We start from the raw sequence: 20477 nt of genomic DNA on the forward strand, positions 1-20477 counted from the left end.
AGATTAGCGAAGTAAGTGTTGAGTATATTATACCAAGTGACTGGGGGCGGCCAGGGGCAGGCGACGATGCAGGCGGCGTTCCACCAGCACCTGTCCCGGGGCATAGTGGCCGCGGGCCGCCTCCAGGGCCCGGGCCAGGGTCAGCTCGGCGATGCGATCGTGATCCTGGGGCAGGGCATTGACCGGCAGCGGCAGGAAGTCCAGCAGGCGATCGTCACCGAAGGTGGCCAGGCGCAGCGAGGGAGGCAGGCCGCCCGCCTCCAGCAGCACGTCCAGGACCCCGTCCAGCAGGGTGAAGGAGGCGGTGATCAGGGCCTCCGGCAGGCCCGGGCCGGCCAGCAGCTCACGCATCAGCGCCGCCCCCTGATCCCGGTCGTAGCGGGAGGCGCAGGCGATCTCGCTGAGGTAGGCTCCCTCGGCCACCGCCGCCCGGAAGCCGGCGCGGCGCTCCCGGGTGATGGAGAGCTCCGCCACCGCATCGAACCAGACCACCCGGGACACCCCGGGGCCCAATACCGAGGCGCTCAACTGTCGCGCGGCCTCGCGGTTGTTGCTGACCACGCTGACGAAGCGTGACGGATCCAGGGCCCGGTCCACGGCGATTACCGGCAGGCCGGCGGCCATCAGCTCGACGTAGAGGGGATCTCCCTCGGGCAGGCAGCTGGCGGTGATCAGCGCCTCGCAACGCTGGGCGCGCAGCGCCCGGGCCAGCTCTCGCTCGCTGTCGGGGTCGTCGTCGGAGCCGACGATCAGCAACTGATAGCCCTGGGCCCGGGCGCCCCGCTCCAGGCGCTTGGCCAGGCGCGCATAGCTGGCGTTCTCCAGGTCGGGAATGATCAGGCCCAGGGTATGGCTGGCGCCGCGGCGCAGGGCCGCGGCCTGGGCATCGATGCGGTAATGGTGCTTCTCCACCATGGCCATGACCTTGTCCACGGTCTCCTGGCTGATGCGCCGTTCCCGGGCCTGGCCATTGATGACATAGCTGGCGGTGGTGCGGGATACCCCCGCCAGGCGGGCGATTTCGGCGAGTGTCATGGGCCTCTCCTTAACGGCTGACTCGATTCTACGTCATGGCGGGATGGCCTGCCCCCTGCGAAAGTCGAATAGGCTGGCGCTTGATTATTCGGGTGACACGATCCAGCCTTGTATCAAACCATAGGTGACACGATTCATCTGAGCCAGCGATCATTTCTCCAGGCCCCCCCCGCGGGGCGACTAGAATCAACTCGGGGCGATAAGCGCGCCCATCATAGGAGGCACCCATGCTGACGCTACGCCAGGAGGACATCCTGCTGGGCTGTGAGGCCAGCGACTGGCAGGCGGCCCTCGACCATGCCGCCGAGGCGCTGCAGGCGGCGGGCCTGGTCGAGGCCGACTACCGCCAGGGCCTGCACGCCCGAGAGGCACAGTCTTCCACCTACCTGGGCAATGCCATCGCCATTCCCCATGGCACCCCCGAGAGTCGTCGCCACGTCAAGCAGACCGGCGTGCGGGTGCTGCAGTTTCCCCGCGGCCTCGACTGGCACGACGGCCAGCGGGTCCATGTGCTGGTGACCATCGCTGCCCAGAGCGACGAGCACCTGGATATCCTGCGTCAACTGACTCATGTGCTGGACCGCGACGGCGTCGGCGAACGCCTGGCCGCCGCCGATTCGCCGGCCCAGGTGGCCGCCCTGCTCTCCAGGGCGGTGGTCGAGGCGCGCCTGGATGCCGAGACCCTGTGCCTGGGCTTCCCGGCCCACTCCGCCGAGGAGCTGGCCCTGGCCGCCGCGGCGCGGCTGCGCCAGGCCGGCTGCGTGGCCCCTGGCTTCGTCGCCGCCATCGCCGAGCAGGCGCCGCTGGCCCTGGGCCAGGGGCTGTGGCTGGCCCATAGCCATCGCGAGGTCGCCACCCCGGCCCTGGCCCTGGCCACTCCCGCCGAGCCCGGCGCCGTCAATGGGGTCTTCTGCCTGGCCGCTCAGGGCGACGCCCACCGCGGCCTGCTGGAGCGGCTCAGCGCCCTGCTGGAGTCGGGGCAGGGCGGTGAGCTCGCCGGGGCCTCGGTCCAGACCGTGCTGGCACGCCTGGCCGGCGAGGGCGCCGGGGCCCAGACCCTGAGCGTGCGGATCCTGAATGCCCATGGCCTGCATGCGCGCCCCGCCAAGCAGCTGATCCAGGTGGCCCGGGCCCAGGGCCTGCCGATCAAGGTACGCCTGGCCGAGGGCGGCGAGGCGGTGGCTGCCTCCAGCCTCACCAAGGTGATCGGCCTGGGCGCCCGCCGCGGCCAGCGGCTGGTCTTCTCCGCCGAGGGGGAGGGCGCCCGGGAGGCCCTGGCCGCCATCGACCAGGCGGTGCGCGACGGCCTCGGCGAGCGGGTCACCCCCTTCGACGAGGGACGCGATGCCCCGCCCGTCGAGGCATCGGCCCCGGCGCCGGAGCCGCTGGCGGCGGATCGCCCCCATCCGGCGGTGGCCGCCTCCCCGGGGCTGGCCATCGCGCCACTGTTCGTGATGCGCACCCCGCGCTTCGACTACCCGGCCCGGGCCGCGGACGCCGCCGAGCAGGAGCGGCGCCTGGGCGCGGCGATCCGCGAGGGGGCCGAGCAGCTCGAGGCCCTGGTGACCCAGGCCCGGGGCGGCGAGGTGGCGGAGATCCTCTCCATGCATGAGGAGATGCTGGAGGACCCGGAGCTCTATCAGGCCGCCCTGGAGGGTATCCGCGACGGTGCCAGCGCCGAGGCCGGCTGGTGGGAGGCCATCGAGACCGCCGCCCGGGCCCAGGAGGCCCTGGCCGACCGCCTGCTGGCCGAGCGCGCCGCCGACCTGCGCGACGTGGGGCGTCGGGTGCTGGGCATCCTCTGTGATGTGGCGATGCCCGAGCCGCCGGCGCACCCCTATATCCTGGTGGCCGATGACCTGGGCCCCTCCGATGTGGCGCGCCTGGACACCGCCCGGGTGCGCGGCCTGCTGACCGCCCGCGGCGGCGCCACCGCCCATAGCGCCATCCTCGCCCGGGCGCTGGGCATCCCCGCCGTGGTGGGGGCCGGCGAGCGGGTGCTGACCCTGAGTAATGGCGACGAACTGATCCTCGATGGCGAGCGGGGCCAGGTGATCCCGCGGCCCTCCAGGGAGCGCCGCGATCGCGCCGAGCTGCGCCTCAAGGAGCGCGAGGCCCGCGAGAAGGCGGCCTGGGCGGCGCGCTTTGAACCCGCCGCCACCGCCGACGGCCATCGCGTCGAGGTGGCCGCCAACCTGGGTAACACCGCCCACGCCGCCGATGCCGTGGAGCGGGGCGCCGAGGGGGTGGGCCTGCTGCGCACCGAATTCATCTTCATGGCCCATGCCCAGGCGCCGGACCTCGAGGCCCAGATCGCCGAGTACCGGGAGGCCCTGGACGCCCTGGATGGCCGCCCCCTGGTGGCCCGCACCCTGGACGTGGGCGGCGACAAGCCGCTGGCCTACTGGCCGGTGCCCCAGGAGGACAACCCCTTCCTGGGCCTGCGCGGCATCCGCCTGGCGCTGACCCGTCCCGAGGTGCTGGAGACCCAGCTCCGCGCCCTGCTGATGGCCGGTGTCGGCCGTCCGCTGCGTATCATGCTGCCGATGGTCAAGGACGTCGCCGAGTTCCGCACCGTACGCGTCCTCTTCGATCGCCTGCTGGAAGAGCTTCCCGAGGCCGAGCGGGCCACCGACGTCCAGCTGGGGGTGATGATCGAGGTGCCCTCGGCGGCGCTGCTGGCGCCGAGCCTGGCCGCCGAGGTGGACTTCTTCTCGGTGGGCACCAATGACCTGACCCAATATACCCTGGCCATCGACCGCGGCCATCCGGAGCTCTCCGCCCAGGCCGACGGCCTGCACCCGGCGGTGCTGCGGCTGATCGAGATGACCGTGAGCGCCGCCCATGCCCAAGGCAAGTGGGTGGGGGTGTGCGGCGAGCTGGCCTCGGATGCCGTCGCCGTGCCGGTGCTGGTGGGGCTCGGCGTCGACGAGCTCTCGGTGAGCGCCCGCCAGGTGCCGCTGGTCAAGGCGCGGCTGCGCGAGTTCGATCTCGAAGAGGCCCGCGCCCGGGCCGAGCTGGCCCTGGCCCAGGCCACCGCCGAGGCGGTGCGCGATGCCCTGGAGGCGCGCTGATATGGCCAAGATCCTGACCCTGACCCTGAATCCCGCCCTGGACCTGTCGCTGCGCCTCGAGCGGCTGGTCCCCGGCGAGGTCAACCGCACCCAGGAGACCCATCTGGTGGCCGCCGGCAAGGGCGTCAACGTGGCCCGGGTGCTGGTGGGCCTCGGCCATGAGGTCGCCGTGGCGGGCTTCCTCGGCGCCGACAACGACGGCCCCTTCCTGCGCGCCTTCCAGGCCCTGGGGGTGGAGGACGCCTGCCTGCGCCGCCCCGGCGAGACCCGCATCAACGCCAAGCTGGCCGAGGCGGATGGCCGGGTCACCGATATCAATGGCCCGGGGCTGCGCCTGACCGCCGCCGACCTGGCGGACCTGGAAGCCGGCCTGGAGGCGCGCCTGGCTGATCCCGAGCGTCGCCCCCAGGCCCTGGTGATCGCCGGCAGCCTGCCGCCGGGGCTCGTCCCGGCGGACCTGGCCGGCCTGATCACCCGCCTCAAGGCCCATGGCCTGCCGCTCTGGGTGGATACCAGCGGAGAGGCGCTCGACGCCGCCATCGCCGCGGGGCCCTCCGCGGTCAAGCCCAACGAGGAGGAGCTGGCCGCCTGGGCCGGCGAGCCCCTGGATTCGGCGGCGGCCCGGCTGCGCGCCGGCCTGCGCCTGCACGCCGCCGGCGTCGACGAGGCGGTGATCTCCGCCGGCGCCGAGGGCGTGCTCTGGGTGGGCCGGCGCGGCGCCTGGCAGGCCCTGCCCCCCGCCGTGGACGTGGCCAGCACCGTGGGTGCCGGCGACACCCTGGTCGCCGCCATGCTGCACGGCGTGCTGGCCGACTGGCCCGCCGAGCGCACCCTGCGCCTGGCCACGGCCCTCTCCGCCGAGGCGGTACGCCATCTCGGGGTGGGGAATCCCCAGGCCCCGGACCTCCATCAACTCCAACAACAGACCCGCGTGCGTCGTCTCAACGACGTGGACGCAGGGGGAGCCCTCGCATGAACGTCATCATCGTGACCGCCTGCCCCAGCGGCATGGCCACCACCTTCCTCGCCGCCCGTCGCCTGGAGCAGGCCGCCGGCCGGCTCGGCTGGCAGGCCCGGGTGGAAATGCATAGCCAGCTCGAGCCCATCACGCCCCTCGACGCCGAGGCCATCGCCGCCGCCGACCTGGTGGTGGTGGCCGCGGAGCGCGTGCCGGAGCCGGCACGCTTCGCCGGCAAGCGCCTCTTCCAGGCCCCGCTGAGCGAGGCCCTGGCCGACCCCGGGGCCTTCCTGGAGCGGGCCGAGCGCGACGCCAACGAGTTCAGCGCCCCGGCCGCCGAGGCCCCGGCGGCCCCCGCCGGGGCCACGCGCATCGTGGCGGTGACCGCCTGCCCCACCGGGGTGGCGCATACCTTTATGGCGGCGGAGGCCCTGAGTGAAGCGGGTAAGGCGCTGGGCCACGAGATCCGCGTCGAGACCCAGGGCTCGGTGGGCGCCCAGGACCAGCTCACCGAGGAGGAGATCGCCGCCGCCGAGGTGGTGATCCTGGCCTGCGATATCGAGGTGGATCCCACCCGCTTCGCCGGCAAGCGGGTCTACCGCACCTCCACCGGCAATGCCCTGAAGAAGGCCCAGGCCACTATTGCGGCGGCGCTGGAGAACGCCGAGGTGGAGAGTGCCGGCGGCGCCACATCCTCGGGCAAGGGCGAGGCGAAGCAGGGCGTCAAGGAGAAGGGTGTCTACAAGCACCTGCTCACCGGGGTCTCCTTTATGCTGCCCATGGTGGTGGCCGGGGGCCTGCTGATCGCGCTGTCCTTCGTCTTCGGCATCGAGGCCTTCCAGGAGGAGGGGACGCTCGCCGCGGCGCTGATGCAGATCGGCGGCGGCACCGCCTTCGCCCTGATGATCCCGGTGCTGGCCGGCTATATCGCCTACTCCATCGCCGACCGCCCCGGCATCGCCCCGGGCATGATCGGCGGCATGCTGGCCGCGGAGATCGGCGCCGGTTTCATCGGCGGCATCCTCGCCGGCTTCCTGGCCGGCTATGTGGCCAAGGCGGTGGCCACCCATGTCCGGCTGCCGTCCAGCGTCGAGTCCCTCAAGCCGATCCTGATCATTCCCCTGGTGGCCAGCCTGGTCACCGGCCTGGTGATGATCTACGTGGTCGGCGAGCCGGTGGCCGGGATCCTCGCCGCCCTGACCACCTTCCTCGAGGGCATGGGCTCCACCAACGCCGTGCTGCTGGGTATCCTGCTCGGCTCGATGATGTGCTTCGACCTGGGCGGGCCGGTCAACAAGGCCGCCTACACCTTCGGCGTCGGCCTGCTGGCCTCCGAGACCTATGGTCCCATGGCGGCGATCATGGCCGCCGGCATGGTGCCGGCCATCGGCATGGGTATCGCCAGCTTCGTGGCCAAGTCGAAGTTCTCCGAGCCGGAGCGCGAGGCGGGCAAGGCCTCCTTCGTGCTGGGCTTCTGCTTTATCAGCGAGGGCGCCATCCCCTTCGCCGCCAAGGACCCGCTGCGGGTGATTCCGGCCTGCATGGTGGGCGGCGCGGTGACCGGGGCCCTCTCCATGCTGGTGGGCGCCAAGCTGATGGCTCCCCATGGCGGCATCTTCGTGCTGCTGATTCCCAACGCCATCACCCCGGCGCTGCTCTACCTGGGCGCCATCGTGATCGGCTCGCTGATCACCGGCCTGGGCTACGCCCTGATCAAGCGTGGCGCCGCCCCGGTGGCGGTGGCCGCCTGAGCGACCCGAGCGGCGACAAGCCAAGGGCATGGCCATGATGGCCATGCCCTTTTTGTTGATTCATTGCATGTGGTTGAATTAACTAAATAATGGTTCGGTCTCTAGGGCTCTACGTGATATCTCCCCCAATTTATGCCCTTGGAAGCCATCGTATGGCTTCACGTTGGTTTACAAAACTCCGATATTTCACTCTGTGAAATTCCTCATTTGAAAGCATTGTGTGGTTACGGAAGTCTTGTGACGCAGCGTTTGAGCGCGCTGGATCGCTACAGGACAAATAACGGGAACACACAATGATAACAACGACACACTGGGCGCTTGTGCCCCTGGCCTTCTCACTGGTAGTGGCCAGTTCCGACATAACCGCAGCCGAGATTCACCATTCCGGGCCTACCCTGTCGGGCAACGTCACCGGCGGAATTTTGAATGTCGATGACCGAGACCTGGATCTCTGGGCCTTCAAGGCCGAGGCTGGCTTGGGTGGGGTCTATGTCATCAATGATGGTCTTCGCATCCGCTACGACTTGGTGGCCGATTTTGCTAACGCCATCAATTCCGTGGATGGTCAGACCTGGACGCCTGGTGCTCATCGTCAGGACGAAGGCGAGCTATATATTCGTACCGCCCGGGTTCTGCTGATCACCGATTACGGAACCCTGGGTCTGCAGCCGCGGGTGCCGTCCGGTTTCTGGAATCATATCTATAGAAATATCGATGTCTTCGAGTACAACCGCTTCCATGGCCAGACCGGAAATAACTCCATCTTCGGTCAAGCCGAGCAGGTCAGCGATGTGCTCTCTTACGGCAGCCCCCGGTTCGGCGGCTTCCAGTTCATCGGTGCCGTCATCACCCCCAGCGCTCAGGATAACCAAGACATTGATATCGTGACGGGGCGTCTGGTCTATGATCAGGGGCCACTGAACTTTGGTATCGGCCACACTCAAGTACGTCGTCCCGGGATCAACGACCTTTACCGCACCTCCTTCGGCATCGGATATGACTTCGGTATGGTCCAGTTGGGGGGAGTCTACGAGCACAACGATGACCGTGAGAACAGCGATGGGCCTGCCGACTTCGATGCCTGGGGCGTCAATGTCTCGGCCAACCTGACCGATGACTGGTCGTTTTCCGTTGGCTACGCCGAAAACGACAAAAATTTTGGTCTCGACAATGAAGCCCTAGTAGGCACCATTCGCCACCACTTTAATCAGGATGTCTACGCCTTCCTTGAGGCGGGGCGCTACGATCGTACAGAAAATAACGTGGCGGCGGGTATAAGCGTCAGCTTCTAAGGCTGGTTCTCACAGATATTCGACTAGCTTGCTTGGCTCGGTAGGCATGGTGCCTGCTGAGTCTATTTGATTCTTTATCCATGGTTCTCATGACGTCTGATTTTTATGCTGGTTAGCAGTTGTTCGGTTTTTTGGTTCCGTTTTTTGTCCTGCTTGTGACAGTTTATATAAAATCTTGGTTTAGGCGGTTTTGGTTGTCAGTGTTAAACGGCTGGTATTTCACTCAGTAAAATATTTCGGTTGTTGGGTTTCTTGTTGGTAGAGACACTACATGTGTGGGATAGATCGATGATTGCCATGCTTGGTTGGTGATTGATTGCTAAGTTATTCTTCAATAATAATTCGGAGTTGTCTTGTATGACTGAACAATCCGTTGTCACTAAATTTTCCTCCCTGGACAACTATTCCAAAGGCTCGGTCGAGCTTATCTCGGGCAGTGCCAAGGAGTATGCCTTCTCGAACATCTTCGAAGTGGCGAGCCAGTCGGCGCCCTACGAGAAGGTGATCGTCGGCCTCAACCTGGGCTATGTTATCGAGACGATCCGCGCCGAAGGGACGTCCCCCTGGTACACCTGCGCCCATGACGAATTCGCCATCGCCATGGACGGTGAGGTGCGGGTCGATTTCCTCAAGCTGGAAACACCGCTCACCGAGGGCGAAGGCACCCGCGACGCCGGCCCTTCTCCCCAGGGCACGCCCATGGGCCATGTGGTGCTGAAGCGTGGCCACCAGGCCCTGCTGCCGTCGGGCTGTGCCTACCGGTTCCACACCAGCCGACCTTCGGTACTGCTGCAGCAGACCATTCACGGCCCGCTCTCCGTCGAGAAGTGGCATGAGATCTGCCTGAAATAAGGCCGGCCAGTCTCGTTGCACGCCCCATAGATCACACTCGAGGATTACGTCATGGCGATGATGGACAATGCCAACCAACCGCTCAGCTTTGCCGCCGACGAAGTCGACGCCAGCCAGCCCGATCCGCTGACCGGGTACCGCCGCTTCCAACTGGGGGCCTTCGAATTCAGCCGCGATGAATACTTCGCCCGGGTCGCCTGGCCGGCCAAGGGCGAGACGCACTCCCACCTGATCCCCGCCGATGCCTTCCTGCGGGCCGTGATGCGCGATGTGGCCTGGGGATTCTTCTACGGCTGGGTCAACTTCGATGAGGTCATCGGCACCCGCAACCACTACGGCATGGTCGATCTCTACGCCGGGACCTTCAACGGCGTGCTCAAGCAGGCCGGCGTCGACTACCTGGAGACCTTCGAGAGTCCCAGGATCATGGCCACCTTCAAGGCCATCCTGCATGACTGGGTCAACGAGGGCTTCGATCCCTTCGCCGCCCCGGAAGAGACCGGCAGCGCCTTCGGCCGCAAGCACGGCGACAATGCCGAGGCGATCGAGCGCTTCCGGGTCGCCACCCAGCGCATGCCGGGGCTGCCCGACGACTCGCCGCTGCGCGATGACCTGCCGGTGAACCGCCAGTTCGCCGATGTCGCCCAGGACGAGCCCGAGATTCATGCCGAGCCCGGCTTCGCGGGGGAGCTACACGCCTTCAACCTCTTCAAGTACCTGTCGCGCTCCGACGTGACCTGGAACCCCTCGGTGACCTCGGTGTGCAAGGCGAGCCTGTTCTGCCCCACCACCGAGGAGTTCATCCTGCCGATCTTCCATGGCAACGACCGGGTCGAGTGGTTCCTGCAACTCTCCGACGAGATCGTCTGGGAGATCGCCGACAAGAACGATGGCGCGCCCCGTGCCCGGGTCACCATGCGGGCGGGAGATATCGCCGCCATGCCGGCGGATATTCGTCATCAGGGCTACTCCACCAAGCGCTCCATGCTGCTGGTCTGGGAGAACGCCACCCCGGACCTGCCGCAACGCTACGAAAGCGGTGAGCTGCCGCCCTACCCGGTGGAATTCTGAGTCTTGATGGAGTGGTCTGACATGCAGAATCAGTTATTTATTGACGGCCGGTTCGTGCCGGCGCTGGGGGGCGGCAGCATCGATGTGCTCAGCCCCCATGACGGTTCCCTGTTGACGCGGATTGCCGCGGCGGAAGCCGAGGACGTGGATCGTGCCGTGGCCGCCGCCAGGCGCGCCTTTCCCGCCTGGGCCGGGCTGGCCGCCGCCGAGCGGGGACGCCTGCTGCTGAAGCTGGCCGATGCCATCGAGGCCAATGCCGAGGAACTGGCGCAGCTGGAATCCCGCGATACCGGCCATCCCATCCGCGATTCGCGTGGCTTGGACGTGCCGCGTACCGCGGCCTGCTTTCGCTACTTCGGCGGTATCGCCGACAAGATCGAGGGCGCGGTGATCCCGGTCGAGGCCGGCTTCCTAAACTATGTGCAGCGCAAGCCGATCGGGGTGGTCGGCCAGGTGGTGCCCTGGAACTTCCCGCTGATGTTCACCAGCTGGAAGATGGGGCCGGCCCTGGCGGCGGGCAATACCGTGGTCATCAAGCCCTCGGAAATCACCCCGCTGTCGACCCTGCGCATCGCCGCGCTGATGAAAGAGGTCGGCTTTCCCGATGGGGTCGTCAATGTGGTGCCCGGCTATGGCCACACCGCCGGGCAGCGCCTCGCCGAGCACGAGGACGTCGACAAGATCGCCTTCACCGGCTCCACCGCCACCGGGCAGCGCATCGTCGAGGCCTCGAAGGGCAACCTCAAGCGGGTCCAGCTCGAGCTCGGCGGCAAGGGCGCCAATATCGTCTTCGAGGATGCCGACCTGGAGGCGGCGGTCAATGGCGCGGCCTGGGCGATCTTCCACAACCAGGGCCAGGCCTGCATCGCCGGCTCGCGGCTGATCCTTCACGAGCGCATCGCCGATGCCTTCCTGGAGAAGTTCCTCGCCCTGGCCCGCTCGATTCGCCTGGGCGATCCCCTGGATCCCGAGACCGAGATGGGCCCCCTGACCTCGGCCCAGCATCGCGACCGGGTGCTGGCCTTCGTTGATATCGCGCAGCAGGAGGGCGGCAAGCTGCTGACCGGGGGCAAGGCGCCGGACGATCCGAGCCTGGCAGACGGCTACTACATCGAGCCTACCGTGGTGGAGGCCCGGCCGGGGGATCGGGTCGCCCAGGAGGAGGTCTTCGGTCCCTTCGTCAGCGTGCTGCGCTTCGGCAGCGACGAGGAGGCGCTGGAGATCGCCAACGGCACCGACTACGGCCTGGGCAGTGGCCTGTGGACCCGCGACCTGCAGCGGGCGCATCGCCTGGCCGGGCAGATCAGGGCCGGCATGTGCTGGATCAACTGCTACAAGCGGGTCAGCCCGGCCAGCCCCTTCGGCGGCGTGGGCAAGTCCGGCTATGGCCGCGAGATGGGCTTCGAGGCCATGCATGACTATACCGAGGCGCATTCGGTCTGGGTCAATGTCGATGCGCAGATTCCACCGTATTACCAACGCTAGGGGCCGAGCTATGGATTCCTTTGTCTATCAGGGACAGCCGTCCCGTGTGGTCTTCGGCTGGGGCAGGCTGGACGGCGTGGCGGAAGAACTCGATCGCCTGGGTGTGCGGCGGGCGCTGGTGCTCACCACCCCCGAGCAGCAAGCGCTGGGGGAGCGGGTCGCCGCCCTCCTGGGCGAGCGTTCGGCGGGTGTCTATGCCAAGGCGAAGATGCATGTGCCGGTCGAGGTGGCCGAGGCGGCTCGCGCCGAGGCGGCCCGGCAGGGCGCGGACGGCTGTATCGCCGTGGGGGGCGGTTCGACCATCGGCCTGGGCAAGGCGATTGCCCTGGAGGCGGGGCTACCGATCCTCGCCGTGCCGACCACCTACGCCGGCTCGGAGATGACGCCGATCTATGGCCTGACCGAGCAGCGGCTCAAGACGACCGGGCGCGATCCCCGGGTCCTGCCGAGGACGGTAATCTATGACCCGCAACTGACCCTCAGCCTGCCGGTGGCGATTTCCGCCTGCTCCGGCATGAACGCCATGGCCCATGCGGTGGAGGCGCTCTATGCCCAGGACGCCAACCCGATCATCAGCCTGATGGCGGAGGAGTCGATCCGTGCCCTGGCCCAGGCGCTACCGGCGGTGGTGGCCGATCCCGAGCACCGCGAGGCCCGCCGTGATGCCCTCTACGGGGCCTGGCTGGCCGGCATCTGCCTCGGGTCGGTGGGCATGGCCATTCATCACAAGCTGTGCCATACCCTCGGCGGTACCTTCAACCTGCCGCATGCCCCGGCGCATGCCATTCTGTTGCCGCATAGCGCCCACTACAACCGGGAGGCCGCCGCCGAGCCGTTGTCGCGTGCCGCGCGGGCGCTGGGTGGAAGCCGGGCCGACGAGGTGGGCCCGCTGCTCCATCGGCTCAACCAGCGCCTGGGGATCCCCCAGGGCCTGGCCGACATCGGCTTTCCCGCCGAGGGCCCCGCCGAGACGGCACGGATCGCCTGCGACAAGCCCTACTACAACCCTCGCCCCTTCGAGCGGGAGGCCATCGAGGCCTTGCTCGACCGGGCGCTGCAGGGCCAGGCGCCGGCCTGACCCCGTTCGTCGAGGTAGCCACCATGACCCCAGAGAAGACCCAGGAAACCCGGATCACCGAGCGGGTGCTGCAGAGTTTCGCGGAGACCCCCGAGCCGCGCATACGTGAGTTGATGACGGCGCTCATTCGCCATCTGCATGCCTTCGTCAGTGAGGTGGAGCCCAGCGAGGCGGAGTGGCTGGCGGCGATCGAGTTTCTGACCGCGACCGGCCAGATGTGCGATGGGCACGTGCGCCAGGAGTTCATCCTCCTGTCCGATGTGCTCGGAGTATCCATGCTGGTGGATGCCATCAACCACCGCCAGGTGGAGGCGGCCACCGACACCACCGTCTTCGGTCCCTTCTACATCGCCGGTATGCCGCAGCGCCAATACGGCGAGAACATGGCGCAGACCGAAGGCGAGCCGGCATTGATCCACGGCCGGGTGCTGACTCCGGACGGGTACCCCCTGGCCCATGCGGTGCTGGACGTGTGGCAGGCGGCCGCCAATGGCATGTACTCGGGGCAGGACGGGGCGCAGCCGATGGATAACCTTCGGGGTCGCTATCGGACCGATGCCCAGGGACGCTATGCGATCCGCACCACCATACCGGTGAGCTACCCCATCCCGACCGATGGCCCGGTCGGTCGGCTGCTGGACGCCACCCGTCGCCATCCCTGGCGCCCCGCCCATGTCCACTTCTTGATCGAGGCCGAGGGCCATCGCCGGCTCGTCACCCACCTGTTTCTCGACGAGGATCTCTATCTGGCGTCCGATGCGGTCTTCGGGGTCAAGGAGTCGCTGAAGGTTGGGTTTCAGGCATGCTCGGCCGATCACCCCCTGGCCAGCGAATTCGGCTTCGAGCAGCCCTTCCGGGTCGGCCACTACGACTTCGTCCTGGAGGCGGCATGAGCGAATTCTTCGTGCTGTGGGCCACCGACAAGCCCGGCGGGTTGGCGCGTCGGCAGCAACTGCGCCCCCGCCATCGCGCCTACCTGGATGCCCCGGGCCGGCATGCGGTCAAGGTGCTCCAGGGCGGGCCGACGCTGGACCCGCGGGGCAACGACATGAACGGCACCCTGCTGATCATCGAGGCGAACAGCCGGGAAGACGTGGAGGCCTTCGCCGCCGACGATCCCTATGCCCGGGCAGGACTGTTCGAGCATGTCGAGATTCGGCCCTGGCTGTGGACGCGTGGCCGGACGAAGGAGGGCGAGCGTGATGCCTGATGCCGTCTTGTGCCGTCTGGAGGAGGTCCCGGATGGGGGAGCGCTGGGGGTGCCGAGGCCGTCCCGCGAGGGAGGGGGGGGCGCCGGGCTGGTCATCGTCAGGGAAGGCCGTCGGGTCTATGCCTACGATAATGTCTGTCCGCACTTCTCGGTGCGCCTGGATTATCGACCCGGAGAGTTTTCCACCTATCGGGGCGAAGTCCTGATGTGCGCCCACCATAGCGCCCTGTTTCGCTTCCGGGATGGTGTCTGTATCGAGGGGCCGTGTCGGGGCAGGAGGCTCACGTCCGTTTCGGTCCGCCTGGACGGAAACAAGGTATTGCTGAATCAGCAATGAACTTGTGCAGCCGGGAAAGCCGCGAACCCGTGGAAACACATCAAGGCAACTCGCTTTCCGGATTTTAATAACATTGATCTATCGACTGTCGAGAATCGGGAGAATAACAATGCACGCCTCATTGAAATTTGTTGGATTGAGTGCCGCTTCAGTCTTGTTGACCTTAGGGGGATACGGGACCGTACAGGCGGATGAAGAGGTGAACATCTTCTTCAATAGTTTCTTTCCGCCACAACATTTCCTGACCAGTAGTGCCATACGGGAGTGGGCAAGCGATGTCGAGGAAGTCACCGAGGGGCGTGTCACGGTCACCATACCACCGCGTACCGCGGCGCCGCCTCAGGACCTGTGGATGGCGGTACAACGGGGATTGATCGATGGCGCCTATATCTTCAATGGTTGGGCGGACAATCAGATTACCCTGCCGCTGGTCGGGCAACTACCCTGGCTGTCGTCCGATAGCTCTGAAGCCAACTCGGTGGCCCTGTGGCGTACTTATGAAGAGTACTTCGCCGATACCGGCGAGTATGAGGATGTGCAACTGATAGGCCTGTTCATGGCGCCGGGGGCGGAGCTCTACAGCATGATGGATACGCCTATCCTCGCCCTCGAGGATTTGACGGAAAGAAAGACCTGGGCCCTGGCCGGCACGACCGCCGATCTGTTGCGAGCCATCGATGCGCCGATCGTGACGGGGCCGGCCGTACAGATGCACGAGCCCATCTCCATCGGGGTGGTGGAAGGCTTCGCGGGGGTGCCCTTGATCGATGCCGATGCCTTCAAGGCCATGAGCTATGCGCGATCGGTGACCGTGCTGCCCACCAAGGTGACCGCGCCCAGCTTCTCGATGTTCATCAACAAGGATACCTGGGAGCGCATCGCGGAACGGGACCGCCGGGCCATCGAGGCGGTCTCGGGGGAGGCTCTGGCCCAGGCCATCGGGCGTGCGTGGGATGAGCAGCAGGCGCAGGCGCGCCAACGGGCCCTCGACAATGGTGTCGAGTTCGTGGAGGCCCCATCGGCGTTTTATGAGGCGCTACAAGCTGCCGGTGACCCCCTGGTTCAGGAGTGGATAGACGAGGCCACGGCGAAGGGCGTGGATGCCCAGGCAGCCATCACCTTCTACACCCAGCAGGTCTCGTCGGTGATGAATGGTGATGACAATGGCTGATATCTATACCCAAACCAATCATCGACTGGCCATGCCGGCTCGTCTGTTAGGGGGGCTCGCCGGGCTGGTGCTGGCTGCCATGACCCTGGTGACACTCTTCGATGTCGGGCGGCGGTTCCTGTTCAATGCACCGCTTTTCGGCACCTCGGAATTCACCGGCCTCTGCCTCGCCCTGATCACGGTGGCCGGCCTGGCGTTGCTGGCACTGCGTAATGACCATATCTCGGTCTCCCTATTCGACGGCTTCTTCGAGGCCCGAGCCCCGCGCCTGTTCAAGGGGGCAAGGTGGCTGGCCAACGTCGTCGGTATGGGCTTTCTGCTGTGGGTGATCTGGGACTTTGCCGTGGTGGCGGCCGAAACCCGGCAACGTACCGTGATTCTCGACTGGCCGATGGCCTATCTGGGGTGGGCACTGTTGATGAGCAGCGTGGCGGGGGTCGTGTTCGCCCTCTTTGCCATATCCCGGCAACACAATGAAGGCTTGAGGGAGTAAGCGATCATGCTCGAGTCGATTCTGGCGTTTTCCCTTGTCATCGGCCTGTGCCTGTTGGGGCTGCCACTCGCCTTCGTCACCCTGATCGTGGGGACCGTGGGCGTGGCCATGCTACGCAGCCTGGATGCCTCGATCATCATGGCCAGCCAGCAGGTGATGGATATCTTTCTCAAGGATAGCCTGGCCGTCATCCCGATCTTCATCCTGATGGGCAACTTCATCTTCCGGGCCGGTATCGCGAAAGAACTCTATGATGCCGGCTATGCCACCCTGGGGCGATTCCGGGGGGGACTGGCGATGTCGACGATCCTTTCTTGTGCCGGCTTCTCGGCGGTATGCGGCAGCTCGCTGGCCACGGCGGCCACCATGTCCAAGGTGGCGATGCCCTCCATGCGCCAATATCGCTACTGTGACAGCCTTTCGACGGGGGCCATAGCGGCAGGCGGTACCCTGGGCATCATGATTCCTCCCAGCGTGCCCCTGATCATCTATGGGGTCATCGCCGAACAGGATATCGGCAAGCTGTTCCTGGCCGGGATCATTCCGGGCGCCATGCTGGTGGTGCTCTATCTGATCGTGGCCATGACCTGGACCTCACTCAGACCGGAGTCGGGTCCGGCGGCCGCCCCCTCCACACTGGGCAAGATCATCAGGACCACCCTGATGGTGTGGCCCGTCTTCCTGCTGTTCTGCATCATTCTCGGCGGTATCTATGGCGGGATCTTTACCCCCACCGAGGCCGCCTCCGTCGGTGCCGGAGGAGCCTTGCTGTTCGCCTGGATGAAGGGGCGGCTACGCAGCACCAGGGAGCTGTTGGATTGCCTGGTGGATGCGGTGATCACCACCGCCATGATCCTGGCGGTCGCCGCCGGTGCCATGGTGTTTGCCAACTACCTGAACATGGTGGGTGCTCCTTATCTGCTAGTCGATGCCGTCAACTTCCTCGATCTCGGCGCCCTCCAGGTGGTGATCGTGATTGCAGTGATCTGCATCCTTCTCGGCATGGTGTTCGAAAGCATCGGTATCCTGTTTCTGGTAATACCGGTTTTTATTCCCACCCTGCTGGCCTTGAATGTCGACATGATATGGTTCGGTATCGTGGTGATTATCGTGATCGAGCTGGGGTTGATAACGCCGCCTATCGGCATGAATGTCTTTACGGTTAAGGCGACTCTCCCCGATATCAGGATAGGTACGATATTCAAGGGTGTTACACCCTTTATCCTGGCCAATATCGTGGCACTGATCCTTGTCTTCCTGTTTCCACAGATTGCGGTTTTCCTGCCTGGGCTGAGTTAAGAGGTGTAATATGAGCAAGAATGTCCTGTTTATCATGTGCGATCAGTTGCGCTGGGATTACTTGAGTTGCTATGGGCATCCTGATCTGCATACGCCAAACATCGACAGACTGGCGAAGCTCGGTGTTCGTTTCACCCAGGCCTATGCGCAATCCACGATCTGTGGCCCCTCGCGGATGAGTTTTTACACCGGCCGTTATGTGCGGTCGCATGGTTCCACCTGGAATGGATTTCCTCTTCAGGTCGGTGAACCCACCCTCGGTGACCACTTCCGCCCCCTAGGAGTTCGTACGGCACTGGTGGGGAAGACGCATATGAAGGCCGATATTGGTGGCATGGAACGCCTGGGTATCTCCCCGGATACGGATCTTGGCGTGCTGGTATCGGAGTGCGGGTTCGAGCCTTATGAGCGGGATGATGGCCTGCACCCCGATGGGCCTTACGATCCGGGATCTCCCTACAATGACTACTTGTCCTCCATGGGCTACCCAGGAAAGAATCCCTGGAACGAGTGGGCGAATGCGGCCGAAGTGAATGGAGAACTTCTCTCGGGATGGTATCTGAAGAGTGCCAAGTATCCGGCGCGTGTGGAAGAGGTGCATTCGGAAACCCCCTATATGACCCGGCGAGCCATCGACTTCATCAAGGATGCCGGTGACCAGCCCTGGTGCCTGCATCTTTCCTATATCAAGCCGCACTGGCCGTATATCGCACCTGCGCCATACCATGACATGTACCGGAAGGAAGATGTCCTGCCGGCCGTTCGCTCGGAAGGCGAGAAACGGAGCCCGCATCCCGTACTCGAGCAGTTCATGCAGTCGGAAGTATCGCGAAGCTTTTCGCAGGAGCATGTCCGAGAGACGGTTATTCCCGCCTATATGGGACTCGTCAAGCAGGTCGATGATCAAATCGGTGTATTGTTGGATTGGCTGGAGGAAAACTCATACCTGGATAATACGCTAATTGTCGTCACCTCGGATCATGGCGATTACCTGGGGGATCACTGGCTGGGCGAGAAAGAGCTGTTTCATGATGCCTCGGTGCGAATTCCCCTGATCGTCTATGACCCCGATGAAGCCGCCGATGCCACCCGTGGCACCGCCTCGGATCTCTTGGTCGAAGCCATCGACCTGGCGCCAACCTTCCTGGAATTCTTCGGGGGAGCGCCTAGGCCGCATGTTCTCGAAGGGCGGTCGCTGATACCGATACTGCATGGACGCCTATCACCATCGGACTGGAGAGACTGTGTGTTCTCCGAATACGACTATTCGATGAGGCCGGCGCGGGTCAACCTGAACGTGCCGATCGAGGATGCCCGCATGATCATGGCCTATGACGGGCGATGGAAGTACATCATGGTGGAGAACTTCCGTCCCCTGCTCTTCGATCTGAAGAAAGATCCCGATGAGCTTCATGATCTGGGGGGAGAGCCGGGGTACGAGGACGTGGCCCTGAAGTTGGAAAAGGCCATCTTCGAGTGGTCGAGGCGGCATCACTCGAGAATCACCGTCGCCAACGAGCGAGTCGAGGCGACCTGGGACAAGGAGAAGAGCCTGGGCATCCTGATCGGCTACTGGGATGAGGCACATGTCTAGTGCTCAGCTCAACAATATCATGATGTTGCTGTGGTCAGGGGAAACCCTGACCGTTTGCTATTCGACGCCTGTCGCTTGAGCCCGGTAGCCGTCTCGATCCAGACTACCGACGTCAGCAGGTATGCTACGATGGTGCCGGTCGAAGGCGGTTCCATATCCCGGGGCGTGGTGGAGGGGCAGCATGAGCAAGACTATTCAGGCCTTGGCCAGAGGACTCAAGATCGTCAATGTCATTGATGCAGCAGATTCACCGGTAAGCCTGAAGGACTTGCATGAAACGACGGGCATGGACAAGGCGACGATCCTTCGCATACTCGCCACACTGGAGAGCGAGGATTGGGTCTATCGGGGGATTGGTGATAATCGCTATCGACTGACTTACAAGTTGCATGACCTGGGGATGCGCCTCAGCGTTGAAGATGCAATTGCGCAGGTGTCTGCGCCTGTCCTGGACAGGCTGCAGAAGGAGCTGCAGTGGCCATCGGATATCTCCGTCTATGATGGAGAGGGTATGGCCATTATCGAAACGTCCAGGCGGCGTAGTCCGTTCGTGGTCAACCGGGAAGTGCTTGGCTACAAGCCGAGTATCCTGATGTCGGCGATGGGAAGAGCCTATCTTGCACATTGCGATGCAAGGCGCCTTGAGATGATCCTGGAGTCACTGAAGAAACGTGGAGGAAAGGAGGCCGAGCTGGTCTCCAACCGTCGGTATATCGATGCCATGCTAACCGATATACGAGACAAGGGGTATGCAGAGCGTGCACCCGACATTACCACGCTGCACTCTGACGAAGAAGTGGACCTTGATGCCATTGCGGTTCCGATCATGGTCATGGGCGATGTACAAGCGAGCCTGAACGTGGTGTGGATGAAATCAGCCTATCCTGGAGAAGGGATAAAGGGGAAGTTTTATCCCCCCCTGAGAAAAGCATCCAAAGATCTTTCCAGCCTTTTTCTTGAAAATAATATTTATTGATTCGACTGTCAGTTGAATGCCATCACACCTCATTCCGTAACCGCCTAACGGTGGAGAAGATGAGGGGAATGGTGTACTTTTTGCATCCCCAATGCAGGGGGCCTTACCCGGCCCCGACTGCCGAGGCGACCCTACCCGGGTCGCCGTGTGGATCGAGGAGATACACGATGTCACCCGTGACCCTGATGGTGGCGCGCCGCGTGGCCCGCGGCCGCTACCCCGATTTCATGGCCTGGCTCGACGAGGGCCGCGAGCTCGCCGCCGACTTCCGCGGCTACCTGGGCTCCGGCGTGCTGGCGCCGCCCCCCGGCGACGACGAGTACCAGATCATCTTCCGCTTCAGCGATACCGAGACCCTCGACGCCTGGGAACACTCCGCCTCCCGGCGTGCCTGGCTCGCGCGCGGCGAAGGCCTCTACCTGGCGCCCCACGAGCACCGCGCCACCGGCCTCGACAGCTGGTTCCGCGCGGCCGGCGGCCAGACCCCGCCGCGCTGGAAGCAGGCGGTGGCCATCTGGCTGGCCTTCTTCCCGGTCTCCCTGGGCCATCAACTGCTGTTCGGCGAGGCCCTGGCGAGCCTGCCCCTGGTGCTCAGGGTGCTGGCCACCACCCTGATGCTGACCCCGGTGATGGTGTTCCTGTTTATCCCCCTGGTGACCCGCTGGCTGGCGCCCTGGCTCAATGCCCGCCCTGGCCGCACCGGGACGGGGCGCCTGGCGCGGCTTTGGCACCAGTTAAGGGCGTAGTCCGGGCAAGCGTCGCCTTATCCCGGCGTACCGGAAGAGGGGCCTGGTCCGACTC

General features: G+C 65.0%; 18 protein-coding genes. 17 read left to right on the forward strand and 1 reads right to left on the reverse strand.

Annotation, left to right across the window (positions count from 1 at the left end):
• Nucleotides 1-27 precede the first annotated feature (27 nt).
• Nucleotides 28-1035, reverse strand: coding sequence for a catabolite repressor/activator (gene cra, locus ACQ1W9_RS04650; RefSeq protein WP_431025551.1), 1008 nt, complete (start codon nucleotides 1033-1035; stop codon nucleotides 28-30).
• A gap of 227 nt (nucleotides 1036-1262) precedes the next feature.
• Between cra and ptsP the strand changes: the two genes are divergently transcribed.
• From ptsP to ACQ1W9_RS04735, 17 genes are all read left to right on the forward strand, one after another.
• A complete protein-coding gene (ptsP, locus tag ACQ1W9_RS04655) occupies nucleotides 1263-4109 on the forward strand; it encodes a phosphoenolpyruvate--protein phosphotransferase (RefSeq protein WP_431025552.1) in 2847 nt (948 codons plus the stop codon).
• A 1-nt stretch (nucleotide 4110) separates the two neighbouring features.
• Nucleotides 4111-5085 (forward strand): 1-phosphofructokinase, encoded by a 975-nt coding sequence (pfkB, locus tag ACQ1W9_RS04660; RefSeq protein WP_431025553.1) that lies wholly within the window; start codon nucleotides 4111-4113, stop codon nucleotides 5083-5085.
• Nucleotides 5082-6818 (forward strand): PTS fructose-like transporter subunit IIB, encoded by a 1737-nt coding sequence (locus ACQ1W9_RS04665; RefSeq protein WP_431025554.1) that lies wholly within the window; start codon nucleotides 5082-5084, stop codon nucleotides 6816-6818. Before pfkB ends, ACQ1W9_RS04665 begins: the two co-directional genes overlap by 4 nt.
• A gap of 293 nt (nucleotides 6819-7111) precedes the next feature.
• Entirely contained in the window at nucleotides 7112-8110 is a 999-nt protein-coding gene (locus ACQ1W9_RS04670) for a porin (protein WP_431025555.1), read from the forward strand.
• A gap of 357 nt (nucleotides 8111-8467) precedes the next feature.
• Entirely contained in the window at nucleotides 8468-8962 is a 495-nt protein-coding gene (locus ACQ1W9_RS04675; protein ID WP_431025556.1) for a hypothetical protein, read from the forward strand.
• A 51-nt stretch (nucleotides 8963-9013) separates the two neighbouring features.
• Complete coding sequence (locus ACQ1W9_RS04680) at nucleotides 9014-10033, forward strand: hypothetical protein (protein WP_431025557.1); 1020 nt, start codon at nucleotides 9014-9016, stop codon at nucleotides 10031-10033.
• A 21-nt stretch (nucleotides 10034-10054) separates the two neighbouring features.
• Nucleotides 10055-11518 carry an aldehyde dehydrogenase family protein gene (locus ACQ1W9_RS04685; protein WP_431025558.1) on the forward strand — a complete coding sequence of 488 codons (1464 nt, stop codon included), beginning with the start codon at nucleotides 10055-10057 and terminating at the stop codon, nucleotides 11516-11518.
• 10 nt (nucleotides 11519-11528) lie between these two features.
• The gene (locus tag ACQ1W9_RS04690; RefSeq protein WP_431025559.1) at nucleotides 11529-12596 is read left to right on the forward strand and encodes a maleylacetate reductase; all 1068 of its coding nucleotides are present in this window, start codon (nucleotides 11529-11531) and stop codon (nucleotides 12594-12596) included.
• Between the two features lie 23 nt (nucleotides 12597-12619).
• Nucleotides 12620-13489, forward strand: a complete 870-nt coding sequence (locus tag ACQ1W9_RS04695) for a dioxygenase (RefSeq protein WP_431025560.1) — start codon at nucleotides 12620-12622, stop codon at nucleotides 13487-13489.
• Nucleotides 13486-13806 (forward strand): YciI family protein, encoded by a 321-nt coding sequence (locus tag ACQ1W9_RS04700; protein WP_431025561.1) that lies wholly within the window; start codon nucleotides 13486-13488, stop codon nucleotides 13804-13806. The genes ACQ1W9_RS04695 and ACQ1W9_RS04700 overlap by 4 nt, the downstream gene beginning before the upstream one ends.
• Nucleotides 13799-14143: a Rieske (2Fe-2S) protein gene (locus ACQ1W9_RS04705; RefSeq protein ID WP_431025562.1), complete on the forward strand. Its 345-nt coding sequence runs from the start codon at nucleotides 13799-13801 to the stop codon at nucleotides 14141-14143. The genes ACQ1W9_RS04700 and ACQ1W9_RS04705 overlap by 8 nt, the downstream gene beginning before the upstream one ends.
• A gap of 109 nt (nucleotides 14144-14252) precedes the next feature.
• Nucleotides 14253-15314 (forward strand): TRAP transporter substrate-binding protein DctP, encoded by a 1062-nt coding sequence (gene dctP, locus ACQ1W9_RS04710; RefSeq protein ID WP_431025563.1) that lies wholly within the window; start codon nucleotides 14253-14255, stop codon nucleotides 15312-15314.
• Complete coding sequence (locus ACQ1W9_RS04715) at nucleotides 15307-15807, forward strand: TRAP transporter small permease (RefSeq protein ID WP_431025564.1); 501 nt, start codon at nucleotides 15307-15309, stop codon at nucleotides 15805-15807. The genes dctP and ACQ1W9_RS04715 overlap by 8 nt, the downstream gene beginning before the upstream one ends.
• Before the next feature lie 6 nt (nucleotides 15808-15813).
• The gene (locus ACQ1W9_RS04720; RefSeq protein ID WP_431025565.1) at nucleotides 15814-17106 is read left to right on the forward strand and encodes a TRAP transporter large permease; all 1293 of its coding nucleotides are present in this window, start codon (nucleotides 15814-15816) and stop codon (nucleotides 17104-17106) included.
• Between the two features lie 10 nt (nucleotides 17107-17116).
• Entirely contained in the window at nucleotides 17117-18700 is a 1584-nt protein-coding gene (locus ACQ1W9_RS04725) for an alkaline phosphatase family protein (protein ID WP_431025566.1), read from the forward strand.
• 181 nt (nucleotides 18701-18881) lie between these two features.
• Nucleotides 18882-19676, forward strand: coding sequence for an IclR family transcriptional regulator domain-containing protein (locus ACQ1W9_RS04730; protein ID WP_431025567.1), 795 nt, complete (start codon nucleotides 18882-18884; stop codon nucleotides 19674-19676).
• Nucleotides 19677-19843: 167 nt separating this feature from the next.
• A complete protein-coding gene (locus ACQ1W9_RS04735) occupies nucleotides 19844-20422 on the forward strand; it encodes an antibiotic biosynthesis monooxygenase (RefSeq protein WP_431025568.1) in 579 nt (192 codons plus the stop codon).
• Nucleotides 20423-20477: the final 55 nt, after the last annotated feature.

Source organism: Halomonas sp. H5 (assembly GCF_050613175.1).
Lineage (GTDB): Bacteria > Pseudomonadota > Gammaproteobacteria > Pseudomonadales > Halomonadaceae > Bisbaumannia > Bisbaumannia salifodinae.

Coding starts and splice junctions, on each gene's coding strand:
- ACQ1W9_RS04735 (WP_431025568.1), top strand. CDS start 19,844: ATGTCACCCGTGACCCTGATGGTGGCGCGCCGCGTGGCCCGCGGCCGC.
- ACQ1W9_RS04670 (WP_431025555.1), top strand. CDS start 7,112: ATGATAACAACGACACACTGGGCGCTTGTGCCCCTGGCCTTCTCACTG.
- ACQ1W9_RS04730 (WP_431025567.1), top strand. CDS start 18,882: ATGAGCAAGACTATTCAGGCCTTGGCCAGAGGACTCAAGATCGTCAAT.
- ACQ1W9_RS04690 (WP_431025559.1), top strand. CDS start 11,529: ATGGATTCCTTTGTCTATCAGGGACAGCCGTCCCGTGTGGTCTTCGGC.
- ACQ1W9_RS04695 (WP_431025560.1), top strand. CDS start 12,620: ATGACCCCAGAGAAGACCCAGGAAACCCGGATCACCGAGCGGGTGCTG.
- cra (WP_431025551.1), bottom strand. CDS start 1,035: ATGACACTCGCCGAAATCGCCCGCCTGGCGGGGGTATCCCGCACCACC.
- pfkB (WP_431025553.1), top strand. CDS start 4,111: ATGGCCAAGATCCTGACCCTGACCCTGAATCCCGCCCTGGACCTGTCG.
- ptsP (WP_431025552.1), top strand. CDS start 1,263: ATGCTGACGCTACGCCAGGAGGACATCCTGCTGGGCTGTGAGGCCAGC.
- ACQ1W9_RS04680 (WP_431025557.1), top strand. CDS start 9,014: ATGGCGATGATGGACAATGCCAACCAACCGCTCAGCTTTGCCGCCGAC.
- ACQ1W9_RS04665 (WP_431025554.1), top strand. CDS start 5,082: ATGAACGTCATCATCGTGACCGCCTGCCCCAGCGGCATGGCCACCACC.
- ACQ1W9_RS04675 (WP_431025556.1), top strand. CDS start 8,468: ATGACTGAACAATCCGTTGTCACTAAATTTTCCTCCCTGGACAACTAT.
- ACQ1W9_RS04715 (WP_431025564.1), top strand. CDS start 15,307: ATGGCTGATATCTATACCCAAACCAATCATCGACTGGCCATGCCGGCT.
- ACQ1W9_RS04720 (WP_431025565.1), top strand. CDS start 15,814: ATGCTCGAGTCGATTCTGGCGTTTTCCCTTGTCATCGGCCTGTGCCTG.
- dctP (WP_431025563.1), top strand. CDS start 14,253: ATGCACGCCTCATTGAAATTTGTTGGATTGAGTGCCGCTTCAGTCTTG.
- ACQ1W9_RS04685 (WP_431025558.1), top strand. CDS start 10,055: ATGCAGAATCAGTTATTTATTGACGGCCGGTTCGTGCCGGCGCTGGGG.
- ACQ1W9_RS04705 (WP_431025562.1), top strand. CDS start 13,799: ATGCCTGATGCCGTCTTGTGCCGTCTGGAGGAGGTCCCGGATGGGGGA.
- ACQ1W9_RS04725 (WP_431025566.1), top strand. CDS start 17,117: ATGAGCAAGAATGTCCTGTTTATCATGTGCGATCAGTTGCGCTGGGAT.
- ACQ1W9_RS04700 (WP_431025561.1), top strand. CDS start 13,486: ATGAGCGAATTCTTCGTGCTGTGGGCCACCGACAAGCCCGGCGGGTTG.